Genomic DNA, 18300 nt, shown 5'->3' on the forward strand with positions numbered 1-18300 from the left:
GCTTTTTTATTTTCAAAATGTTGAAACCGTTTCACAAAAACAAACGTATATAAAACGAGACGGGAGGTTAGAGTGATGGATAAATGGATTCGTTTAGCAGGTGAGATTCGTAAAATAACGATGGCTTATAAAATCGATACAGAAGAACTCGAGAGAGAAGAAATGGAACACGTGATGGTGGCGGAGTCATCAGAGCGCGGAACATTCAATTCAGAAGTAGCGTTAGAGTTTCATGAATTGAGCCAGGTGCGGGTGTTCGCGGAAATGCTCCGAAGTTCAGAAGAAATCGAAGGCATTGAGATTGAAGTGGCTCCTGATTTCGACCTCACAGTACAGTACAAAGGTGGGGAGTATGAACGTTATCAACTTTGGCTCGGTCAACCGAACCGTCCGAGTGTGATTACGAAACTCGAACGGACGGACGTTATTTGGAAGTTACCAGAACATACGACGAATCGCTTGATTGATATCCTCGGAGTGAACTACTCGCCACTTATTTGCTTCGCAAATTAAAGGGGGAGCTTCTTGGGAAGACCGTGCTCTTACCAGCCACGATTGTTTACCAAGCTCGTCGGGTGGTTCCCACCCTGAAGGAATTCGTTTTAGTTTGCCAACATCAATAGGTTGATGCTCGCGTTGATGTCACGGTCATGATGCGCGCCACAGACACATGTCCATTCACGGACATCCATCGCCTTCTTCTCGCCCTTTACTCCGCAAGTGGAGCAGATTTGAGTGGATGCGTACCAAGGGTCTGCCTTGATGAGCGTCCGTCCGTAGAAGTTTGATTTGTATTCTAGTTGACGGACGAACTCGTACCAACTGACATCGCCAACCGATTTGGCTAAGCGTCGGTTCTTCATTATGCTGCTCGATTTCAATGTCTCCACGACGATGACTTGGTTCTCGTCAACGATCCGTCTCGACAGTTTGTGAAGGAAGTCCTTGCGTTGGTTGGCAATCTTTTCGTGTTTCTTGGCCAAAAGTAATTTGGCCTTTTCACGATTCTTGCTCCCGATCTTCTTTCGCGACAGCGCCCGTTGCGCCTTCTTGACCTTCGCTTCGGATTGTCGAAGGAAACGTGGGTTTTCGATTTTCTCCGAGACCATCGCGTCGTTCGTCATGACGGCGAAGTGCTCCAGACCGAGATCGATTCCGACCTTGTTCTCGGCTGGGATCCATGGTTCATCGTCCTGTTCGACGAGGATGGAGACAAAGAACTTGCCCGTCTTGGTCATCGAGACCGTCGCCGACCGGATGACGCCCTCGAACGGGCGATGTTGTGTGAACCGCACGAACCCGACCTTCGGCAGCCGGACCTTGCCCGCCTCGATGCGGATCGTGCCGTGCTGGTTGTTCGTCGTGTAGGAGGCGCGCGACCGTCGTCTCGACTTGAAGGCCGGGAAGCCGCCCGTCCCGGCGAAGAACTTCGCGAACGCGTTGTCGAGGTTCAGCTTAGCGTTCGCGAGCGCGAGGCTGTCCGCCTCGGCGAGGAACGGGAACAGGGGCTTGTAGGAGGCGGGTGTCGCCGGTTTCAGCCTCGTTCCGCTCCCCGCCTTCGCCTCCTCGCGGATGGCGATCCGGTCCTCGAGCAGCTTGTTGTAGATGAACCGGGCGCAACCGATCGTCTTGATGAGGAACTCGGCCTGTGCCGGCGTCGGATGGAGCCTGTATTTGTAGCCTTTCAGCATGTCCGTCCCTCCTCCCTCCAGAAGATCGTGATGTGTCCTCCTCATCCGATACCCGCGGAGATGAAAGAAGAATCTGACGGAATGACGAACTTTTGTTCGCTACATCTGTCACAGAGAGAGAAGAGTTTTGGACCGGGCGATTCATCTCCCGCCTCCGCCGGGCTACGCCACGAGACGCTTAGAGGAGGGAGAATTCTCGCCTGATTCAGTTAAATACGTAAAAAAGGCACCTCTTTTGAGATGCTTACGAGTTGAATCGAATGAACCGTTCGATTTGTCGCTCTGATTTTCTCGCTTGTCGTCCGACCCAAATGAGGTGTCCCGGGCTGTTAAGGATCGTTAGCTGAGCATGGGGAATCAAACGTTTCGCATAATAGGCGTGGCGAACGGGGACGGCTTTGTCATTTTTCGAGTGAATGATATAGGTCGGGCACGACACACCAAGTAAGACTTCGCTCGATACACGCTGCTTTAAGTCGAACTGTGCCCCTAGACCAAACGCCATTTGATTGGCGACACGCTTGAGGAGGAAGATGTCATAAGGAGACACCTCTTCCCGAATCGTCTCAAGTGCCAACACACTCGTCGATTGAATCATGCGTGCTGTCGCTTCGAACGGATGTTTTTGAATGGCACGAGCAATGAATTGTTTCATGATGTATTGAAGTGCGATGAATGCGGGTTGGACAATATTTCTGCTGACTGTGTCACGATACGGAAAATCGACGACACTCGTCACAGCGGCAGCGAGTGTCAAGCTTCTTACACGTTGGTTTTGGGAAGCGAGTTCAATCGCGGTCGGTCCTCCGGCAGAGATGCCGTAAACATGATATTGATCAATTTCTAGCATTTGCATCAAGTGAGCGAGTCGGGATGCAAAGAGTTGAGGAGATGCTGAAAAAGAGTACGGTGTTTCTCCATATCCGGGTCTAGATGGGACTATGACCCGAAAACCGGACAAAACGAGCTGGTCCACATGGTATGGTTCTAAACTCGATGACTGGGTCCCATGAATCAGTACGATCACAGGACCGTGACCACGGTCTATATATTCAATTTTTGAGCCGTCGACGTGTGCGTAATATTTCACTTCAGATGGCGCCTCCTTAAACAGTTTGTAATGGAAAATACCTTTATTTCGTGGAAATAAAATGATAATGTCTGTTTATACATATTATAGATATAGAAATGAAAGGGGATAGAACCGTGAATAACCGAGAGCGGTTACTTGAAGTTCGACGTTTCTTCGAACGTTACACGGATGAAGCAAATCCTAAAACACTAGAAGATTTGCTCGAATACTTGTCAACAATTGGAGATACTTCTAAGTTAGCAAAAAAATCGGTGAAAGACGATATCCAAGCACTGAATAATTCGGGGTTTGAAGTGCAGGATGAGTTGGAGAAGAATGGTCTCGCCAAAAAATATTGGCACTCTGCTCGTTTGTTCGAGATTCACGAACTTCGGATGATGGTCGATGCGATCGTCGCAGCCAAATTCATCTCGGAAGACGTGACTGAAGAGATCGTTGAAAAGCTTCAAATGCTGACGAGCAATCCTGAAGCGAAGACGTTGCAATCGATCATTAAGACACCGAAGAAAAAGCACGGACAGATACCGTACCACATCGACCGCATTCAGCGAGCGATTCATGAACGGAAAGCCATCTCGTTTCAATATACGGACGTCATCGGATTTGACGTGACAAAGCGGACATTCCCACTCCGTCGTGACGGAGAGCGGTATGTCATCAATCCAATCGACTTGCATTGGAACCACGAACAGTATTACTTGATTGGGATCGATGAATCGATTGGAGAGGTTCGGAACTATCGGGTCGACCGAATCGTCAACTCCGAGATTGTAGAAGACGGCACCATTCGTCCGAAACACCATCTTCCAGATGACTATTACCAAAAGTCCTTCAATATGTACAACGGCTTGGATGAGCAAATCGTCTTGTCGGTCGATGAACGCGTTCTCCCGGTCATTTTCGATAAGTTGGGGGAAGACGTCTCTGTGTCTGAACATGAAGAACGCTTCCTCATCCGTTTCGATGCGGCCGTTTCTGACGGATTCATTTACTGGTTGCTCTCTTTAGGGGCACAAGTAGAAGTTGTTGAACCACTCACGCTCCGCGACCATATGAAGGCAACGATTAAGAAAATGGCGAATACTTATGAGAATACAAGCATTCATTCATCCATCGAGTAATCAGATGTGCTATACTGCTTGCGACACTTAATGAAGGGGGACAGGCGGATGTTGAATTGGATGCCATTGATCATTCCGATTGTCGCTGTCATTTTCGTAACGATCGTCGCAAGACGCGCCATGAAAATGGATAAAGAAAACTAAGATGAAGAGACATCGTCCATTATTGGGAGATGTCTTTTTCACTATGGAGGTAGACAGTGGATACGATTACACATACGTTATTCGGTTTAACGCTATATGGTGCAGCCGATAAACGCGATTTACAACAACATGAAAAACGAGCCTTACTCGTCACGACGCTCGTCGGAAGCCAAATCCCGGACAGTGATGTAATTTCTCGGCTATGGGACACGGAAGGGATGTATCAGATGTGGCATCGCGGCATCACACACTCCATCTTTCTCGTCCCGCTCTTTGCACTGCTCATCTACATACTCGTTCGTCTCCTCTTTCGAGTGACGGACATCCGCTATTTTTGGTGGGCCCTATTGTCTGTGTTCATCCACAATACATCCGACTTGTTCAATGCGTGGGGGACAGGTTATTTTGAACCGATTTCAGACGTGAGGATCACGTTCGGTGTGATTCCGATCGTAGATTTTGTCTATTGGGGAATCTTCTTGGTCGCCTGGCTCGTCGCGCGTAAACAAGAAGTCCGCTATAAGACGTATCGGTATGCATGGGCTGCCCTCGTCCTGTATGTCGCGATTCAAAGTGCGCAAGGAGCTTACTTGTATCAGACATATGCAGATGAACATGACGAAGTGGCGCTCTCGGCTTCATTTATCCCGACTCAGTTCACCGTCATCACAAAGACTGACGAAAACGTATCGCTTTATACAGACTCTATTTACCAAGAGGCAACCTTGCAATACAACTTGACGTCTGACGAACAAGTAAGTCTCGAACCATTGTTTGAAGCGAATCAAGAGGCGCTCACATTGACCAAATGGTCACCGTTCGTCGTCATCGTGGCAAATGAAGAACGGCTCGGCGTCTTTGACCCACGTTTTTATGACGGGAAGTCTTCTTTCTTATACGAATATATAGAAAGGTAGGATCAATCGATGGGACGCATCCGTTATCTCTTTATTTTCGCTTATGAACAAGCCCTCAGCTGTATTTTCCCAGTCGCCATCTTCGGTGCACTCGCCGTCACGAAATTTGTAGAGTTGCCGTTTCCCCGTTACGATGTCTTATTTATCTGGTGTGTGCTCGTCCAAGTGTTCCTCGTAAAGACAGGACTTGAAACAATCGAAGAAGTAAAAGTCATCAGCTGGTTCCACGTCATCGGTCTCGGACTTGAACTATTCAAGGTACAGATGGGGTCATGGAGCTATCCGGATGAGGCGTTCACAAAAGTATGTGGCGTCCCGCTCTATGCGGGCTTTATGTATGCGAGCGTCGGGAGTTATGTCGTTCAAGCGTGGCGTCGTCTCGATTTACAGTTCACGAAGATGCCTAACCCAATCATCGCTTTCGGACTAGGCATTGCGATTTATTTCAACTTCTTCTGGCACCATGTTTGGCTAGATCTGCGATGGCTATTGATCGCACTTATCTTCTTGGCGTTTGGCCGCTCGGTTGTCTCGTACAAACTCGATGACCGGCGATTCAAGATGCCGGTCGTGCTCTCGTTCTTCTTGATTGCCTGTTTCATCTGGCTTGCTGAAAATATTGTGACCTTTTACAACGGCTGGGCGTATCCGGACCAGTTGAACGGCTGGGCCATCGTTGATTTAGGGAAACTATCCTCTTGGTTCCTACTCGTCATCATCAGCATCCTACTTGTCGCTTGGCAAAAGCGAAAGCTGGAGTATGAAACGACTTAACTCGACGTGTGTCGAGTTTTTTTGTGAGAAGCTTCGAATCTTTTTTCGAGGAAATTCGTATTATAAATTGAGGTGATTGGGTTGTTGGAAATTGTATTCTATTGGTTCATTGGATTATTGTGTCTCGCTTCTCTTGTCATCTATTGGATGGAGTGGCGGAAGACACGCGATCGTGTGAAATTAGGTCAAGCTACTATCGCGATCTTTGCATCAGTGGTTGTACTTGGAATGGCGGGAATGGAGACGTACGACCGTATGACGACGAATTACATCGTCGAGACGGGAGAATGTTATGTCGTCGATGACCGATCATCGAAGGGTTCATCGAACGTGACGCTATGGTTCGGCGAGCGGTCATATGGCTTCAAGGAAATTCCGGATGTTGCATATGGTCCGGGACAACTATTTTCATGTCGTGCGACGATGACGAAGCAGATGCAATCAGGAATCGATTATGAGTTGCGCTCACTTGACGGTGAGTTATTGTACTCAACCCATTCAGATGATTGATTGCGTAACATGGTCGAACAAAAGCGTGTTCAAAGCTAAATTCATAGCTTCGAACACGTTTTCCTGTCCTTTTTCTTATATGTACGCCATAAAAGTAACATCATGACGATAAACGCAAGTACACCGACCAAATTGGTTACGAAGAAAAGATACTGAGTCGACAAAAAACGGGATACTGCCTGCCATATAAAGGACAGTGAAATCAAGGCAAAAATGAATATACCAAAAGGGTTGGAGAGAATTGTATAAAGTTTATGATCCATTTTCATGCACCAAATGAGTGGAACTTGGCAAACGTACTATTTATCATTTCGATTCCTTCAACTTGTTTCGTTTTCTCTCTAAAAAGATCGGAAGGATATTCATAAAGATTGCCGCGATCGTCAAAAACCATAACGCACGAGACATACCGGGTACGACATCCATTATGGCAGCCCAGTCTTTTGCTTCGACCCACATGTTGAGCAGGCTATATTCGGCACATAACGTGAGAGCAACTAAGGATAGGGCAATCGCCATCGGCAACTTATAGTCCTTCTCCATCATAAATACGGTCAAATTAATAAGCGTTGCCCCAATCGCCGCCAATCCAAAAATAATCCACATCCTTTAACCCCCTAAATATTTCTATCTATACATTGTATCATACAAATTAACCCATATAAATTTCAGAAAATTGTTTCTATTTGCATAATAAATATGCTAGAATCAGTGGAAAGTGTCTTTGGATATTATTCCCTTTAGAAAATGAACAATCAAACGGACATCCTTTCACACTTTTGATTGAGAGATTGGCATTCAAAAGGAGATCGAACTATGACGTATATTGCTCGAAAATCAGTTCATCTGATTGTCGCATTTTTCATCTTGATTGCAATCAGTGCGCTACCATCGCTCGTCGTTCAGACGGATTTTAGTCTGACGAATTATTGGAATGGGATTCAACAACAGATGGATCAATTACAGAAATTAGAGGACATTACATATTACAACATCACCGCGCAACGTTACTTGCCGCTCTTGCCGGCACTTGGACCCCTCGTCAAAGAGTCGGTCATCATTTTTACGACGGCACTTGCAGTATCGACCTCGCTAGGATTAATGTATGCGTACTTCTATTACCGGAGCGGGAGACGAGTTCGTACCGTCTTGCACCAAACGAGTCAGACGCTCGAGATGGTACCAGATTTATTTTGGTTAATTTTTTCTCAATTTCTTGCGATTACAATCCATAAATCGACGGGATTCGATCGCATTGAAGTGGCCGGAGGATTCGCAGAGTACATCCGGTTTCTCCCGATCGTCACTTTGACGCTGACGACATTATTCTTCTTTATCAAATGGTTGACGATTCATATTCATGAACAAGAAGCCATTCCGTATCTCGAGCTCGCGCAAGCGAAAGGGATTCGACCGAGAGGGTTGTTTTGGAAACACTTATTGCCGAATATCATCTATCGGTTTTACCTCTTTTTCCGTTCGAACATCATTACCATCTTATCGACACTTTTAATTGTCGAATATCTATTTAACGTTCAAGGGTTATTCCGATTCGCCGTCTACAATCCGCAAATGGAGATCTTACTGGTCATCTTATTCGTCATCTATATCCCGATTTTTCTGTTGGATTTACTGATTGAATGGATTATTCCGAATGCATGGAAAGGAGGGATTTGATGCGTCGAGTATTAATGCGTGACCCAATATTTCTCTTCTGCTTTGTCATCGTAGCGGGTCTATTGTTGATGAGTTTTGGAAATACCGTGTTTCGTGATGGGAACGTTGATCAAACCCTCATGCTCTACTCTGATGAAGGGAGACTCATCGGAATCCCACCATTAGAACCGTCAAAATATCAATGGCTCGGGACAGACAATGCGGGATATGATTTATTCCAAATGCTCGTGGAAGGATTTAAGTGGACCGTTGGCATCTGTGCGCTCGTCGCATTCGGACGGATGGTCATCGGATTATTGATTGGCATTCCCCTTGCTTTCAGGGGAACTCGCTTAAATCAATTCTTTAAAACGCTATTGGACGGCTTTTTGATTCTGCCGATTTCATTAATTGCATTGATGATGTTAGTAGGAACACTGACCTTTTATGATTCGACACAGGTGCCTCCATTATGGGATCGAGTAAAGATTGAACTAATCGTCTTAGTCGTTCTCGGATTACCGGCCGTCACGTTATACCTCATCACAGAGATTCGCCAATTGCTTCAACAAGAGTTCATGATTGTGGCTCAGACGCTTGGTGGCAGTGTCTGGCATCGTGTGAGATTGCACCTTTTCCCGCATCTCGTCCCAACCCTCGTGATCGTCTTCATGCAACAGTTTGTTCAGACGCTCATGTTGCTCATTCATCTCTCACTGTTTGGGATTTTCTTCGGAGGAACGGTCATGTTACATGAAGGGATCATGCCGACCGTCTATGAGTGGTCTTCGATGTTCGGGTATTATTTCAGACAGTTCACTGCGATGACATGGATGACGAATCACCTGTTTCTCGTCCCGGCCATGTCACTTGCTGCGCTCATCTTTATTTTCAACTTGTTGACGAGCCGTCTCGAGCGAGCATTTAAGCTCAGACGTCAAGAACCGGTGGTGACCGAGGCAAGTTTAGCACAATCGGAAGCGGCAGCCGCGTCACTCGACAGTCCGTTTTCTCTCGTAGATGCGAGTGTATCATTAAAGAATGAACCGGATGATATCGTATGATGTCATCTGGTTTTTCTATGCCAAATCGACTGAACCCTCGTGATTGCGGGAACGTATATAACAGTATGAGATGACTAGTCAAAAAAGGAGTGAATCAACGTGAAAGCTGCGATTTGTACGAGGTATGGGGGACCAGAAGTGTTCGTTATTCAAGACGTAGACCGACCGAAACCTAAAAGCAATGAGCTTCTGATTCAAGTACATGCATCGGCCGTTCACTCAGGAGATCGACGACTTCGCGCACTGGACGTTCCTGCACTCGGAAAACTACCGATGCGGATCGTTATGGGGTTCAAGGCGCCAAGACAACCGATTCTTGGTGTCGTGTTGGCAGGTGTAGTGGTAGAGGTCGGTGGCGGTGTAAAGAGCTTTCAAGTAGGGGAGAACGTCTATGCGCTCACCGGGATGCGTTTTGGTGGCTATGCGGAGTTTGCATGCGTGAACGAATCGAAATGTGTAGTTCAGATGCCCGAACATGCCAGCTTTATCGAGGCGGCGGCACTTCCGTTCGGAGGAACCACCTCGTTACATTTTTTACGGAAAGCAAACATCGAGAGGGCGACAAATGTTTTGATTTATGGTGGCTCAGGTGCAGTCGGCTCCACTGCCGTACAGATTGCAAAACATTTCGGCGTACATGTCACAGCAGTTTGCCATGAGCGGAACATCGAGCTCGTGAAGCGACTTGGGGCAGATGTGGTCGTCGATTATTCGAAAGAAGGCTACGACCGCCAATTGGGTACGTATGATGTGGTGTTTGATGCGTCTGGAAAAATCGATAAGCGAGTGGCTCGAAAACATGTTGCAAAGAACGGGTCATTCCGCTCTGTTGCGGGACAGGGGCCAGCGAGTGAACGAAAAGAGGATTTGATGTTCTTGAACGAATTGTTCGAAGCAGGAGAGCTGCAACCCGTTATTGATTCAGTTTATCCATTGGATGAGATTGTCGAGGCACACCGATATGTCGATCAAGGGAGAAAAGTTGGGAATGTGATTGTGACAGTCAAATAGGAATAAGTCAGATGATCGATGGTATTATGAAGAAGGATTGAATTCGTGCTTTATGGTGAGGTGCATACGATCATCTCACATACATATGAATACTAGACATAGTCAATGGAGCGGGGTACTAATGATGAATGTATTAATTGGACAACCAAAGATGGAACGAAATCTCGAGCAACTAAAGCTAGAGGTTGAGGCGAACCCGACAGTAGACTTGATTCTATATCCAGAGGGATATTGTACATATACAGAATTAGATATGGTTCGTCAGTTAGCTAAAGCATTCAAGACGGCAATTGTTTTAGGTTATCGGGATGACACGAATAAAGATCGGGTCCTCATTATAAATAAGAAAGGTGAAACGCTGTTAACGCGACCGAAAACACCTGAAAGTGAGCGTTTGTTCATGCCATCAAGTGTCAAGGACGGAGCGGAGGAATACGGATACTTACTTTGCAGGGAGATTTTTATGGGGGTAGAGGGATTTAAGAATCATGAGCATCTATCAATCATATTCAATCCAATCGGGGTCGGGATGTTTAGTGAAGAACAATTCATGGAGTGGTCGGAAGAAGCGAGAAAGATTGCGATGGAACGTAAAGCGATAATTATCGGAACGAGTCACGCGGATGGGTCGTATCGAAATTGTGGTGTATCGATACCAATCGCGTATTGCTATGATGAAAAGGGTGAAGAAGTGTTTATATCAAAAAATGATACGCGAACGAGAGTGTTAGATACTGAATTAAAGGGTGTAGTGATTGTCTAACTTATTATAATATTATTAGCATTTTGTTATTTCACATACCGTATTTTAACTTAAAAGTAGAAAGAGAGAATGTATGAAATACCCATTCAAACGAAAACACAACAAAAATTGTACTTGCTCAAAATGTGGCAGGAGTACAGAAAGTGAAGTTGGTTTTGGATCAAGGATGCCAACAGTTCTAAATGGATTGACAACACGTGAGATGAAAAAACGTGTCGTATTGACAGATGATGTATGTGTCCTCGATGAAGCCCACTTTTTCATTTACGGATGCCTCGAGATTCCAATCGTTGGGGAAGAAGACCCCTTCATCTGGAACGTCTGGGTGTCACTCAGTGCGGATAATTTTTTCAAAGTCATCGATTTATGGGATGAACCCGCTCGTGTTGACCTTGTCCCGATGTTCGGCTGGTTATCGACGGAATTGCCGATTTACCCAGATACAATCAATCTGAAGACAAACGTCCATATGCGTGGAGTCGGATTACGTCCGTTGATTGAACTCGAACCGACGAATCATCCTCTTGCCATCGAACAGCGCAATGGCATTACGAGGTCGAGGGTCGATGACATTTTCCGACTCGTTGAAGGTGATGAATAAAGGAGTCAGACCATTTATAACGAGCTGTTAGGGATGGATATGAGTTGGCGAGAATACAAAAAGTACAAGCGAATGATCAAGTGAAGGAATCAAGAATAGTGATGAGGAAAGCGAGGAGGGATTTCATGAGAATCACAGAAACTACACTGTACACGAACCGGCTTGACGAAATGAAGCGTTTCTATACGGAAAAGCTTGGATTATCAGTCGTTGAAGAAGACTCGACGAGTTTTCGGATCAATCTAAGTGAAGATGCTTTGGTTTTTCAAGAGGCAGCGACAAATCAAAAGCGACAGTATCATTTCGCCATCAATATCCCGGCCAACCGACTCAAAGAAGCGAAGCGGTGGATCAAATCACGTGTTTCACTTTTGAGTGAAGATGGGGAGGATGAGATTTACTTCGAAGGGATTGATGCCTCGTCACTTTACTTTTACGATGCGGACGAGAATGTCGTCGAATTGATTGCTCGACATTCGATTAACCCGGAAAGTGAGGCAGAAGAGTTTACTCATCATGACTTTCTTGGAATCGGCGAGATGAGTCTGACTGCAGTAGACCCGCTACATGTCGCACAGGAACTTGCGAACATTGAAATCCACCGCCGAGACGGCAACGCGATTGATGAGCGGCACCTGAATTTTTTAGGCGCTCCGAATAGCGATACATACATATTATTAGTGCCTCCAGGTCGTGTGTGGCTGTTTTCACCAAAGCTGTCGATACCGAGCCCTATTCAAATGACGATCAATCGGCAATATGTCATTGAAATCGATGAGAATCACAAATTGCAAATTCGTTCTATCAAAAAATGAGTTCATTCCTGAACTCATTTTTTTTCGTCTTCACTCAAGTACATCCGAATCTCATCCAAACTCATAAATGAATTCTCTAAGGTCACTTCAAATGATTTATCTAAACAATCAATAGTAAGTGGTTCGCCATCTAGACGAGAGTATCCTTGTAACAGTGGTTTGATGCGTTCATGAACGATTTGTGCATTTTCGAGTGAGGTTTGAGGAAAAAGGATGGCAAATGTATCGGAGGCAACCCGATATTTTTTATCAGTCCGTCGTGTCGCTTCATGTAATTCGTCACTGAAATAATCTAAAAACCATTCATATTCGGATCGTCCATAACGTTTTTCGAAATCGTTGAGGAGCGGTAATGTGACGAATGTGACGACGAACGTTCCACTATTTCGAATCAATCGATCCCGCTCTGCTTCAAGGTCCATGAAGAATCGATTACGATTATCGAACCCGGTCTCAGGATCGACGGCAATTAATTGACTGACTCTCGCTTCTGCGACACTCAATGCAAATTGTGAGCGAAATAAACCGACTTGAAGCAAGTAAGCTAGAATCGTCAACATCGCAAACAACAGAAGAATCAGTAGTTGAATATTTAAGGGAATTGTAGTTCCAGACATCATGATGAAAAAGTAAGCGCCGAACCCTAACGAGATCAGGACTCCAGATGCTCGGTGTATGAGTAGCGTTGAAAGATAGAGGACAGGGATACAAATCATCCACCAGACCGGTAGATTGTTCATCATCAGAACAGAAGACAATAGAGTACTTACGATCAATGAGCCAACGATGAGCGCAATCAGTTGAAGTGACATGGCAGACCAATGTCGCATCTCATCTCCCCCTTCCTAAAAGAAATAAATTGCAATAGTAACACTATTATCCATTTTCCGAAATAGTGATCATTCAAACTGATTCGTACACTTGATTCATTATAAGTGATTCTTTAATTGAATAACGGGATATTTTTGAAAATACGCCAATGTTTCAGAACACTTCTTTACCGAAAGAGAGTTCATTGATTGGTGTATAATGGAAATGAGGTGATGACATGAATCAAAAACATATTTTAATTGTCGGTGGTACCGGAATGTTAGCTGAAGTCACATCTTGTTTAGCAAGCGAACATCTTGTCACTGTCATCGGGCGAGACCCGGAAAGAATGGCAAAAGTCGTTCGACTAAACCCTGAAACGTGTCATTCACTACTACTTGATTATCGTAGCGAACAGGATTTATCAAAAGGGCTACAAGAATCGATCAAGCGGTACGGACCATTCAAACAAATCATTGCATGGGTACACCGGGACTCCGGGAAGGCGATGCAAATCATCTTGAATCATTCATTGCATGCAGATGTTCTACATATTTTAGGGAGCCAGGCGAACTCCGAACAGGAGAAACGGTCTTTATACATAAACGAACAACAAACGTACCGACAAGTCCAACTTGGCGCAATCTATGAGCATGAAACTTGGCGTTGGCTGACACACGAAGAGATTGTGAAGGGTATACTAACCGCTTTGCACCAACAATTTGATTATCAGTGTATTGGTATAAATAAGGAGGAATCGGATGCTCACGAAAGAAAGAATGAGTGAATTGATGAAGAAACATCATGTCTCTCAAATAGATATGGTATTTGTTAATGAGAGTGAAGAAATGTCTGTATATCGAATGGGAGATGCTTCTCCTGAGGGCAGAATGTTTGCCGCCTGTTCCATCAGTAAACTTGTAACGTCTATTCTTATTCTTAAGCTAGTTGAAAACCGGAAGCTGAGTCTAGACTCTCCAATCAACGACTATTTTGCCTCTTTTTCGTTGAATGATCAAAATGGTATGCGTTCCCAGGTCACAGTCCGTCAACTCATCCAACATCAAGGGGGTCTGGTCGATTTACCGAATCAGTTTGGAACAACGGTTCAACGTACAAGCTTTCCGTCAATGAAAGAAATCCTATCGGGCACGACACCATATTATGAACTTCCTGTGTTTGTTCAGTCACAGGAAATAGGTAAGTTCCATTATTCAGATGCAGGTTACTGTTTACTTCAATATGCGATAGAGGAATGTATGTCATCTACATTCGAAAAGATTATGTCTGATTTCATCTTTACACCACTCAATATGAAAACGAGTTCGTATGACTTGGAGATAGTGGAGAAGTTTGGCGTTAATGGGATTGAGCCAGATGAATCAATCGTTTCTGCATATACTTGTTTTTACCCGTATCCCGCAGCGAGTGGACTTTGGACAACGGCTTCCGATTTAGCGACGCTCGTCAACGCAATTACGACAGAAGGCTTCTTGAGTAAGGAGTCAAGAAGGGTTATATTCACACCATCTTCTACAAATGCCGAAGTAGGACATGATCTATTTATAAATCCCAACAAGCCAGGTAAGGGATTCTCATTCGGTTGGGGAATCGGGTTTCAAAGCATACTCGTGATGGAGAAAGACTCTCCAAAAAGTTTCATTTGTTTGTCAAATCGGAATGAAGGGGTTCATCAACTCGAAGGATTGATCGGACAGCTACTACGGACATACACATAACGTATTATAAGGAGGGCTACACGTTGGCTAGACACTATTCAACGGGAGAGGTCGCAAGAAAACTGAACGTGTCTGTGCGTACGCTTCGATACTATGACCAAATCAATTTGGTCACCCCCTCGTATACGAACGATGTACAGAAACGATTTTATAGTGATGACGAAATGTTTCGGCTTCAAAAAATCATGCTTTTAAAATCGATGACCGTCCCGCTCGATGAGATTCGGAGAATCTTAAATGAGGAATCTCTTACAAGCATCTTGTCCGCCCATCTGTCCTCGTTAGAAGGAAAGATAGAGGAATTGAAGCAGGCGCAGAACCATACGGTCACGCTCCTTCAATCCATGAAGCTTGAAAATGAAAAAATCGATTGGACGAAACTGCAAACTATTCAAGCTAAATCAAATGACCGGAAACAATGGAGGGACTATTTTACGGAAGAAGAGTCTGATTCATTGCAAGCAAGTTTACCTAAATTAGAAGACGGTGAGCATGATACGAAAAAGTGGATCAACTTGATTCGGAGAACCGAAATTCTAATCGAACGCGGGGTCGCCCCTTCCTCAAAAGAAGCCCAAATTCTTAAAGAAGATTTGACTTGGTTAACAGACGAGACATTTGGAGACAATCAACAATTGATTAAATCATTTTGGAAGATTCGAAAATCAACTGATGCATCGAATGAATTAGGACTGTATCCAATCGATGCATCGATTCTTGCCTATATTGATTCACTATATCAAGACTGATTCCCTCATGCCAATGCAGTCAATAGAACGGCTAGCCCATTAAAGGTGCCATGGATGAGCATGCTGGAATAGATAGAGTTAGTCCGTTCATATACCCAAGCGAACACTAGTCCCGATACAAAATTGACGAGTAACGTGTTTGTCGTCGGTAAATGAGCGAGAGTGAATATTCCAGCACTTGCGATCATCCCGATCCCAACCCCAAATCGTTCTTGAAAGAAGCGGTATAAGAATCCACGATAAAAGATTTCTTCATAGATTGGTGAAACGATAGCCGCCGATCCAAACGCAATCAGTATGGAGATAATCGACAAGTCACTTTGTAAACTCTCTGTTTTTGTATTCGATGTACCGATGCCGAAATATGATTGGACTATGACGATGATGATACTGAGTACAATTAACACAATTGTCCATAGAAAGATGATGCCCGAATCTTTCAATGGAAAACGGCGAAGTCCTAACGTTTCCAGCGATAGGGTTTGAGGACGTATTGCGACGAGATAGAGGACAGTCATAAATATTATGGCTAATAACAGGCCGATACTTGTTCCTGAATAGAGGGTGTTTCCCCATGACTGTTCTAGAAAGTTGTGTAATTGTCGCTCGATAAGTAGGGGCGTCACTCCGAATAGAAGAACCATCGTAATTGCGAACTGATTCCATGTCCAAATGGGAGTTGTTTTCTTTTGCATTTGATTCAACATCGTATTTCCTCCTTATGTGGTTGTAGCCCCATCATATCGGGTGACGTAACGTCACCTGCAAGCAGAAAAATGAAAAAGGAGTATTAAGACTATGAAACAGTGGATTGGATCAGCTGCTTTATGTATGAACGAAGAAAAGAAAGTCCTGTTCGTAAAGAATCGTGACGTACAACAATGGAGTTTACCATCAGGCGGTTTAGAAGAAGGAGAAACGCCGGAACAATGTTGTCAGCGTGAAGTGTTCGAAGAAACGGGCTATCGCATTTCGATTAATCAAAGATTACATATCAAACGAGCCATCATCTCAAGTTATCAAGTCGAAACGCACTATTTTTTGGCAACGTGTGACGAGCGGATGGCGACCGCAACTATCGACTCGGACATTGATGAAGTCAATTGGTGGTCGATTCATGAAATAGAGCGATTGGAACTTGCATTTCCAGAGGATCTTGAGCTGATTAAACGGTGGAGTGTATGATGAAAAATCATCGAAGCGATTCATCGAATCGAACAAGCCGGTCGCATAAAAACGACCGGCTCATGACTTAAGACACTTCTTCAATTTGATTGTGTATGAAATACTCCCGTTTCGAGCGGTCGCGAATGACATATATGGTGTAACAACTAACGAGAAAGAAGACAATCGAGAATGCGAGATAGACTTGGCGAATCCCAATCATTTCGGCAAGGAGTCCAATCCCGAATGTGAGCAGAATGACGAATAGCGACTCTGCCACATTGATGACACCAGAGAACCTGCCCATGATTTCGACAGGAACATGGTGTTGATAGAATGACAAAAATCCGGTATTGGCGAACGCAAGCGCGGACGTCAGAATAAAAAATCCGATGGAAGCCATCGTGAACGAAGAAGAGCCTGCGAATAGGAGATAGCCGACGGGTGTCATGATTGCCCCGAATCCGATACAAAACGATAAGGATAAACGGTGACTCCATCTTGAATTGATGAGTGACCCAACGATAATTCCAATCCCAGCGATACTGACGAGAAAGCCATATCGGCTCTCAGATAAGTGAAGGACTTGGGTCGCAAATGAAGCCTCCAATGAATCGAGCCCAGACATGAAGATCGTCATGACGCAGAACAATCCATAGATGAGCGTCACGTATTTGGCATTTGATGCAAATCGTACGACCATTTTCCAATCCTCGATAATGAATCTTACAGAGAAAGGTTCAGTCGACGCTTCTGTTCGATGATGAGACGGAAGGCGCGATAGCATACCGACCGAGACGATGAGTGCGAACGCGTTCACGAAAATTGCAGTTGTTGGACTCCCGATTAGGAAGAGTAGTCCGGCAATTGTTGGACCTAAAATAAACCCGGATGACTGCACAAAGTTCTTCATCGCATTGAACTTTTGTCGATTCGAGGCAGGTACGAGTTGCGTCATGTAGACGAGACTCGATGATTCGAATAACGAGCTCATTACATTGAGGAGAAAGACAATTACGTAGATGAGCCACAGTGAATCAATCCAGCCCAAGCTGAATACGAGGAACGCACGCAGACCATCGAGTAACATCATCAGTCGTCTCGTATCGACTCGGTCAATCAGGCTACCTGACCAAAGATTCGAGATGAGCGATGCGAGCGGGACTAATACATAGAGAACTGAGACAGCAAACGGCGAACCGGTCATTTCTAGGACAATCAAGTTGAGTGCAATGAAGTATATCCAGGCACCAAGGTTTGAGATTCCGACACTGACGAGCAGCAGCGCAGAGGTTTTTCGAAACGAGTTCAAGTCAATCACTCCTTCTATTTTTGATCACTTTCGGAACGCAAAAAAATCCCACCCCCAAGAACGAATTCTTGGGGACGAGATTCTCATCGTGGTGCCACCCCTGTTCGTCCGCACGTCACCGCACGAACCTTGTTCGGTACTGCCGAACGAATCGGACTATACCTCAACTCTATAACGGGAGTGCCCGTCGCCATATCCCTCGGGGTGAGTTCCATGGCGCTGCTCAGAGGCTTGTTTCGACCAACGTTCTTTACTCCTTTTCACCAAACGGAGCTCTCTATGAAAGATTCATTGATGTACTGTTCTCTTCATCGCGTTTGTCAGATCATTTTCGTAAGGATAGCATATTGTGAAAAATATTGGAAA

At 44.9% G+C, this 18300-nt stretch carries 21 protein-coding genes and 1 other annotated feature; of the genes, 15 read left to right on the forward strand and 6 right to left on the reverse strand.

Annotated features, from left to right (window positions below; genetic code table 11):
• The first annotated feature begins 75 nt into the window (after window positions 1-75).
• Window positions 76-513 carry a hypothetical protein gene (locus tag PQI28_RS08625; RefSeq protein WP_339963009.1) on the forward strand — a complete coding sequence of 146 codons (438 nt, stop codon included), beginning with the start codon at window positions 76-78 and terminating at the stop codon, window positions 511-513.
• Between the two features lie 89 nt (window positions 514-602).
• Here PQI28_RS08625 and tnpB read toward each other — a convergent pair whose 3' ends face one another.
• Window positions 603-1691, reverse strand: a complete 1089-nt coding sequence (gene tnpB / locus PQI28_RS08630) for an IS200/IS605 family element RNA-guided endonuclease TnpB (RefSeq protein ID WP_339963010.1) — start codon at window positions 1689-1691, stop codon at window positions 603-605.
• Window positions 1692-1935: 244 nt separating this feature from the next.
• Complete coding sequence (locus PQI28_RS08635; protein WP_214783150.1) at window positions 1936-2781, reverse strand: alpha/beta fold hydrolase; 846 nt, start codon at window positions 2779-2781, stop codon at window positions 1936-1938.
• Window positions 2782-2897: 116 nt separating this feature from the next.
• Here PQI28_RS08635 and PQI28_RS08640 point away from each other — a divergent pair, with 116 nt between their 5' ends.
• From PQI28_RS08640 to PQI28_RS08655, 4 genes are all read left to right on the forward strand, one after another.
• On the forward strand, window positions 2898-3905 hold the full coding sequence (locus PQI28_RS08640) for a helix-turn-helix transcriptional regulator (RefSeq protein WP_274664773.1): 1008 nt from the start codon (window positions 2898-2900) through the stop codon (window positions 3903-3905).
• A gap of 200 nt (window positions 3906-4105) precedes the next feature.
• Complete coding sequence (locus tag PQI28_RS08645; RefSeq protein WP_339963011.1) at window positions 4106-4966, forward strand: metal-dependent hydrolase; 861 nt, start codon at window positions 4106-4108, stop codon at window positions 4964-4966.
• Window positions 4967-4975: 9 nt separating this feature from the next.
• Window positions 4976-5740: a DUF817 domain-containing protein gene (locus PQI28_RS08650; protein ID WP_274664771.1), complete on the forward strand. Its 765-nt coding sequence runs from the start codon at window positions 4976-4978 to the stop codon at window positions 5738-5740.
• Between the two features lie 84 nt (window positions 5741-5824).
• Window positions 5825-6250 carry a hypothetical protein gene (locus tag PQI28_RS08655; RefSeq protein ID WP_339963012.1) on the forward strand — a complete coding sequence of 142 codons (426 nt, stop codon included), beginning with the start codon at window positions 5825-5827 and terminating at the stop codon, window positions 6248-6250.
• 306 nt (window positions 6251-6556) lie between these two features.
• Here PQI28_RS08655 and PQI28_RS08660 read toward each other — a convergent pair whose 3' ends face one another.
• Entirely contained in the window at window positions 6557-6856 is a 300-nt protein-coding gene (locus PQI28_RS08660; RefSeq protein ID WP_339963013.1) for a hypothetical protein, read from the reverse strand.
• Between the two features lie 210 nt (window positions 6857-7066).
• Between PQI28_RS08660 and PQI28_RS08665 the strand changes: the two genes are divergently transcribed.
• The 6 genes from PQI28_RS08665 (at window position 7067) to PQI28_RS08690 (ending at window position 12160) form a co-directional block, all read left to right on the forward strand.
• Complete coding sequence (locus PQI28_RS08665; protein WP_031423778.1) at window positions 7067-7927, forward strand: ABC transporter permease subunit; 861 nt, start codon at window positions 7067-7069, stop codon at window positions 7925-7927.
• On the forward strand, window positions 7927-8970 hold the full coding sequence (locus PQI28_RS08670; RefSeq protein WP_339963014.1) for an ABC transporter permease: 1044 nt from the start codon (window positions 7927-7929) through the stop codon (window positions 8968-8970). Before PQI28_RS08665 ends, PQI28_RS08670 begins: the two co-directional genes overlap by 1 nt.
• Before the next feature lie 99 nt (window positions 8971-9069).
• The gene (locus tag PQI28_RS08675; protein WP_339963015.1) at window positions 9070-9981 is read left to right on the forward strand and encodes an NAD(P)-dependent alcohol dehydrogenase; all 912 of its coding nucleotides are present in this window, start codon (window positions 9070-9072) and stop codon (window positions 9979-9981) included.
• A 124-nt stretch (window positions 9982-10105) separates the two neighbouring features.
• Window positions 10106-10744, forward strand: coding sequence for a hypothetical protein (locus PQI28_RS08680; protein ID WP_339963016.1), 639 nt, complete (start codon window positions 10106-10108; stop codon window positions 10742-10744).
• Window positions 10745-10817: 73 nt separating this feature from the next.
• On the forward strand, window positions 10818-11345 hold the full coding sequence (locus tag PQI28_RS08685; protein ID WP_339963017.1) for a DUF2199 domain-containing protein: 528 nt from the start codon (window positions 10818-10820) through the stop codon (window positions 11343-11345).
• Window positions 11346-11470: 125 nt separating this feature from the next.
• Window positions 11471-12160, forward strand: coding sequence for a VOC family protein (locus PQI28_RS08690; protein WP_339963018.1), 690 nt, complete (start codon window positions 11471-11473; stop codon window positions 12158-12160).
• 14 nt (window positions 12161-12174) lie between these two features.
• Here the strand turns inward: PQI28_RS08690 and PQI28_RS08695 are convergent, their stop codons facing one another.
• Complete coding sequence (locus PQI28_RS08695) at window positions 12175-12990, reverse strand: GGDEF domain-containing protein (RefSeq protein WP_339963019.1); 816 nt, start codon at window positions 12988-12990, stop codon at window positions 12175-12177.
• A gap of 218 nt (window positions 12991-13208) precedes the next feature.
• Here PQI28_RS08695 and PQI28_RS08700 point away from each other — a divergent pair, with 218 nt between their 5' ends.
• The 3 genes from PQI28_RS08700 to PQI28_RS08710 are packed head-to-tail and all read left to right on the forward strand — an operon-like array spanning window position 13209 to window position 15458.
• Window positions 13209-13757, forward strand: coding sequence for a hypothetical protein (locus PQI28_RS08700; RefSeq protein WP_339963020.1), 549 nt, complete (start codon window positions 13209-13211; stop codon window positions 13755-13757).
• Window positions 13732-14709, forward strand: a complete 978-nt coding sequence (locus PQI28_RS08705) for a serine hydrolase domain-containing protein (protein WP_339963021.1) — start codon at window positions 13732-13734, stop codon at window positions 14707-14709. The genes PQI28_RS08700 and PQI28_RS08705 overlap by 26 nt, the downstream gene beginning before the upstream one ends.
• 23 nt (window positions 14710-14732) lie before the next feature.
• Window positions 14733-15458 (forward strand): MerR family transcriptional regulator, encoded by a 726-nt coding sequence (locus tag PQI28_RS08710; protein WP_339963022.1) that lies wholly within the window; start codon window positions 14733-14735, stop codon window positions 15456-15458.
• 5 nt (window positions 15459-15463) lie between these two features.
• On the opposite strand, the gene PQI28_RS08715 is transcribed toward PQI28_RS08710, so the two are convergent.
• Entirely contained in the window at window positions 15464-16165 is a 702-nt protein-coding gene (locus PQI28_RS08715) for a CPBP family intramembrane glutamic endopeptidase (RefSeq protein ID WP_339963023.1), read from the reverse strand.
• A gap of 91 nt (window positions 16166-16256) precedes the next feature.
• Here PQI28_RS08715 and PQI28_RS08720 point away from each other — a divergent pair, with 91 nt between their 5' ends.
• On the forward strand, window positions 16257-16643 hold the full coding sequence (locus PQI28_RS08720) for an NUDIX hydrolase (protein WP_012726265.1): 387 nt from the start codon (window positions 16257-16259) through the stop codon (window positions 16641-16643).
• A 67-nt stretch (window positions 16644-16710) separates the two neighbouring features.
• Here the strand turns inward: PQI28_RS08720 and PQI28_RS08725 are convergent, their stop codons facing one another.
• Window positions 16711-17934 carry an MFS transporter gene (locus tag PQI28_RS08725; protein WP_339963024.1) on the reverse strand — a complete coding sequence of 408 codons (1224 nt, stop codon included), beginning with the start codon at window positions 17932-17934 and terminating at the stop codon, window positions 16711-16713.
• A gap of 67 nt (window positions 17935-18001) precedes the next feature.
• Window positions 18002-18255, reverse strand: a binding site (T-box leader).
• Window positions 18256-18300 lie beyond the last annotated feature (45 nt).

It is taken from the genome of Exiguobacterium sp. USCH10, from assembly GCF_037619445.1.
GTDB classification, from domain to species: Bacteria; Bacillota; Bacilli; order Exiguobacteriales; family Exiguobacteriaceae; genus Exiguobacterium; species Exiguobacterium aestuarii_A.

Bases quoted from the DNA above. Each gene is read 5' to 3' on its own strand.
- PQI28_RS08625 (WP_339963009.1), top strand. From the start codon at position 76: ATGGATAAATGGATTCGTTTAGCAGGTGAGATTCGTAAAATAACGATG.
- tnpB (WP_339963010.1), bottom strand. From the start codon at position 1,691: ATGCTGAAAGGCTACAAATACAGGCTCCATCCGACGCCGGCACAGGCC.
- PQI28_RS08650 (WP_274664771.1), top strand. From the start codon at position 4,976: ATGGGACGCATCCGTTATCTCTTTATTTTCGCTTATGAACAAGCCCTC.
- PQI28_RS08660 (WP_339963013.1), bottom strand. From the start codon at position 6,856: ATGTGGATTATTTTTGGATTGGCGGCGATTGGGGCAACGCTTATTAAT.
- PQI28_RS08665 (WP_031423778.1), top strand. From the start codon at position 7,067: ATGACGTATATTGCTCGAAAATCAGTTCATCTGATTGTCGCATTTTTC.
- PQI28_RS08670 (WP_339963014.1), top strand. From the start codon at position 7,927: ATGCGTCGAGTATTAATGCGTGACCCAATATTTCTCTTCTGCTTTGTC.
- PQI28_RS08680 (WP_339963016.1), top strand. From the start codon at position 10,106: ATGAATGTATTAATTGGACAACCAAAGATGGAACGAAATCTCGAGCAA.
- PQI28_RS08685 (WP_339963017.1), top strand. From the start codon at position 10,818: ATGAAATACCCATTCAAACGAAAACACAACAAAAATTGTACTTGCTCA.
- PQI28_RS08690 (WP_339963018.1), top strand. From the start codon at position 11,471: ATGAGAATCACAGAAACTACACTGTACACGAACCGGCTTGACGAAATG.
- PQI28_RS08695 (WP_339963019.1), bottom strand. From the start codon at position 12,990: ATGCGACATTGGTCTGCCATGTCACTTCAACTGATTGCGCTCATCGTT.
- PQI28_RS08700 (WP_339963020.1), top strand. From the start codon at position 13,209: ATGAATCAAAAACATATTTTAATTGTCGGTGGTACCGGAATGTTAGCT.
- PQI28_RS08705 (WP_339963021.1), top strand. From the start codon at position 13,732: ATGCTCACGAAAGAAAGAATGAGTGAATTGATGAAGAAACATCATGTC.
- PQI28_RS08715 (WP_339963023.1), bottom strand. From the start codon at position 16,165: ATGTTGAATCAAATGCAAAAGAAAACAACTCCCATTTGGACATGGAAT.
- PQI28_RS08720 (WP_012726265.1), top strand. From the start codon at position 16,257: ATGAAACAGTGGATTGGATCAGCTGCTTTATGTATGAACGAAGAAAAG.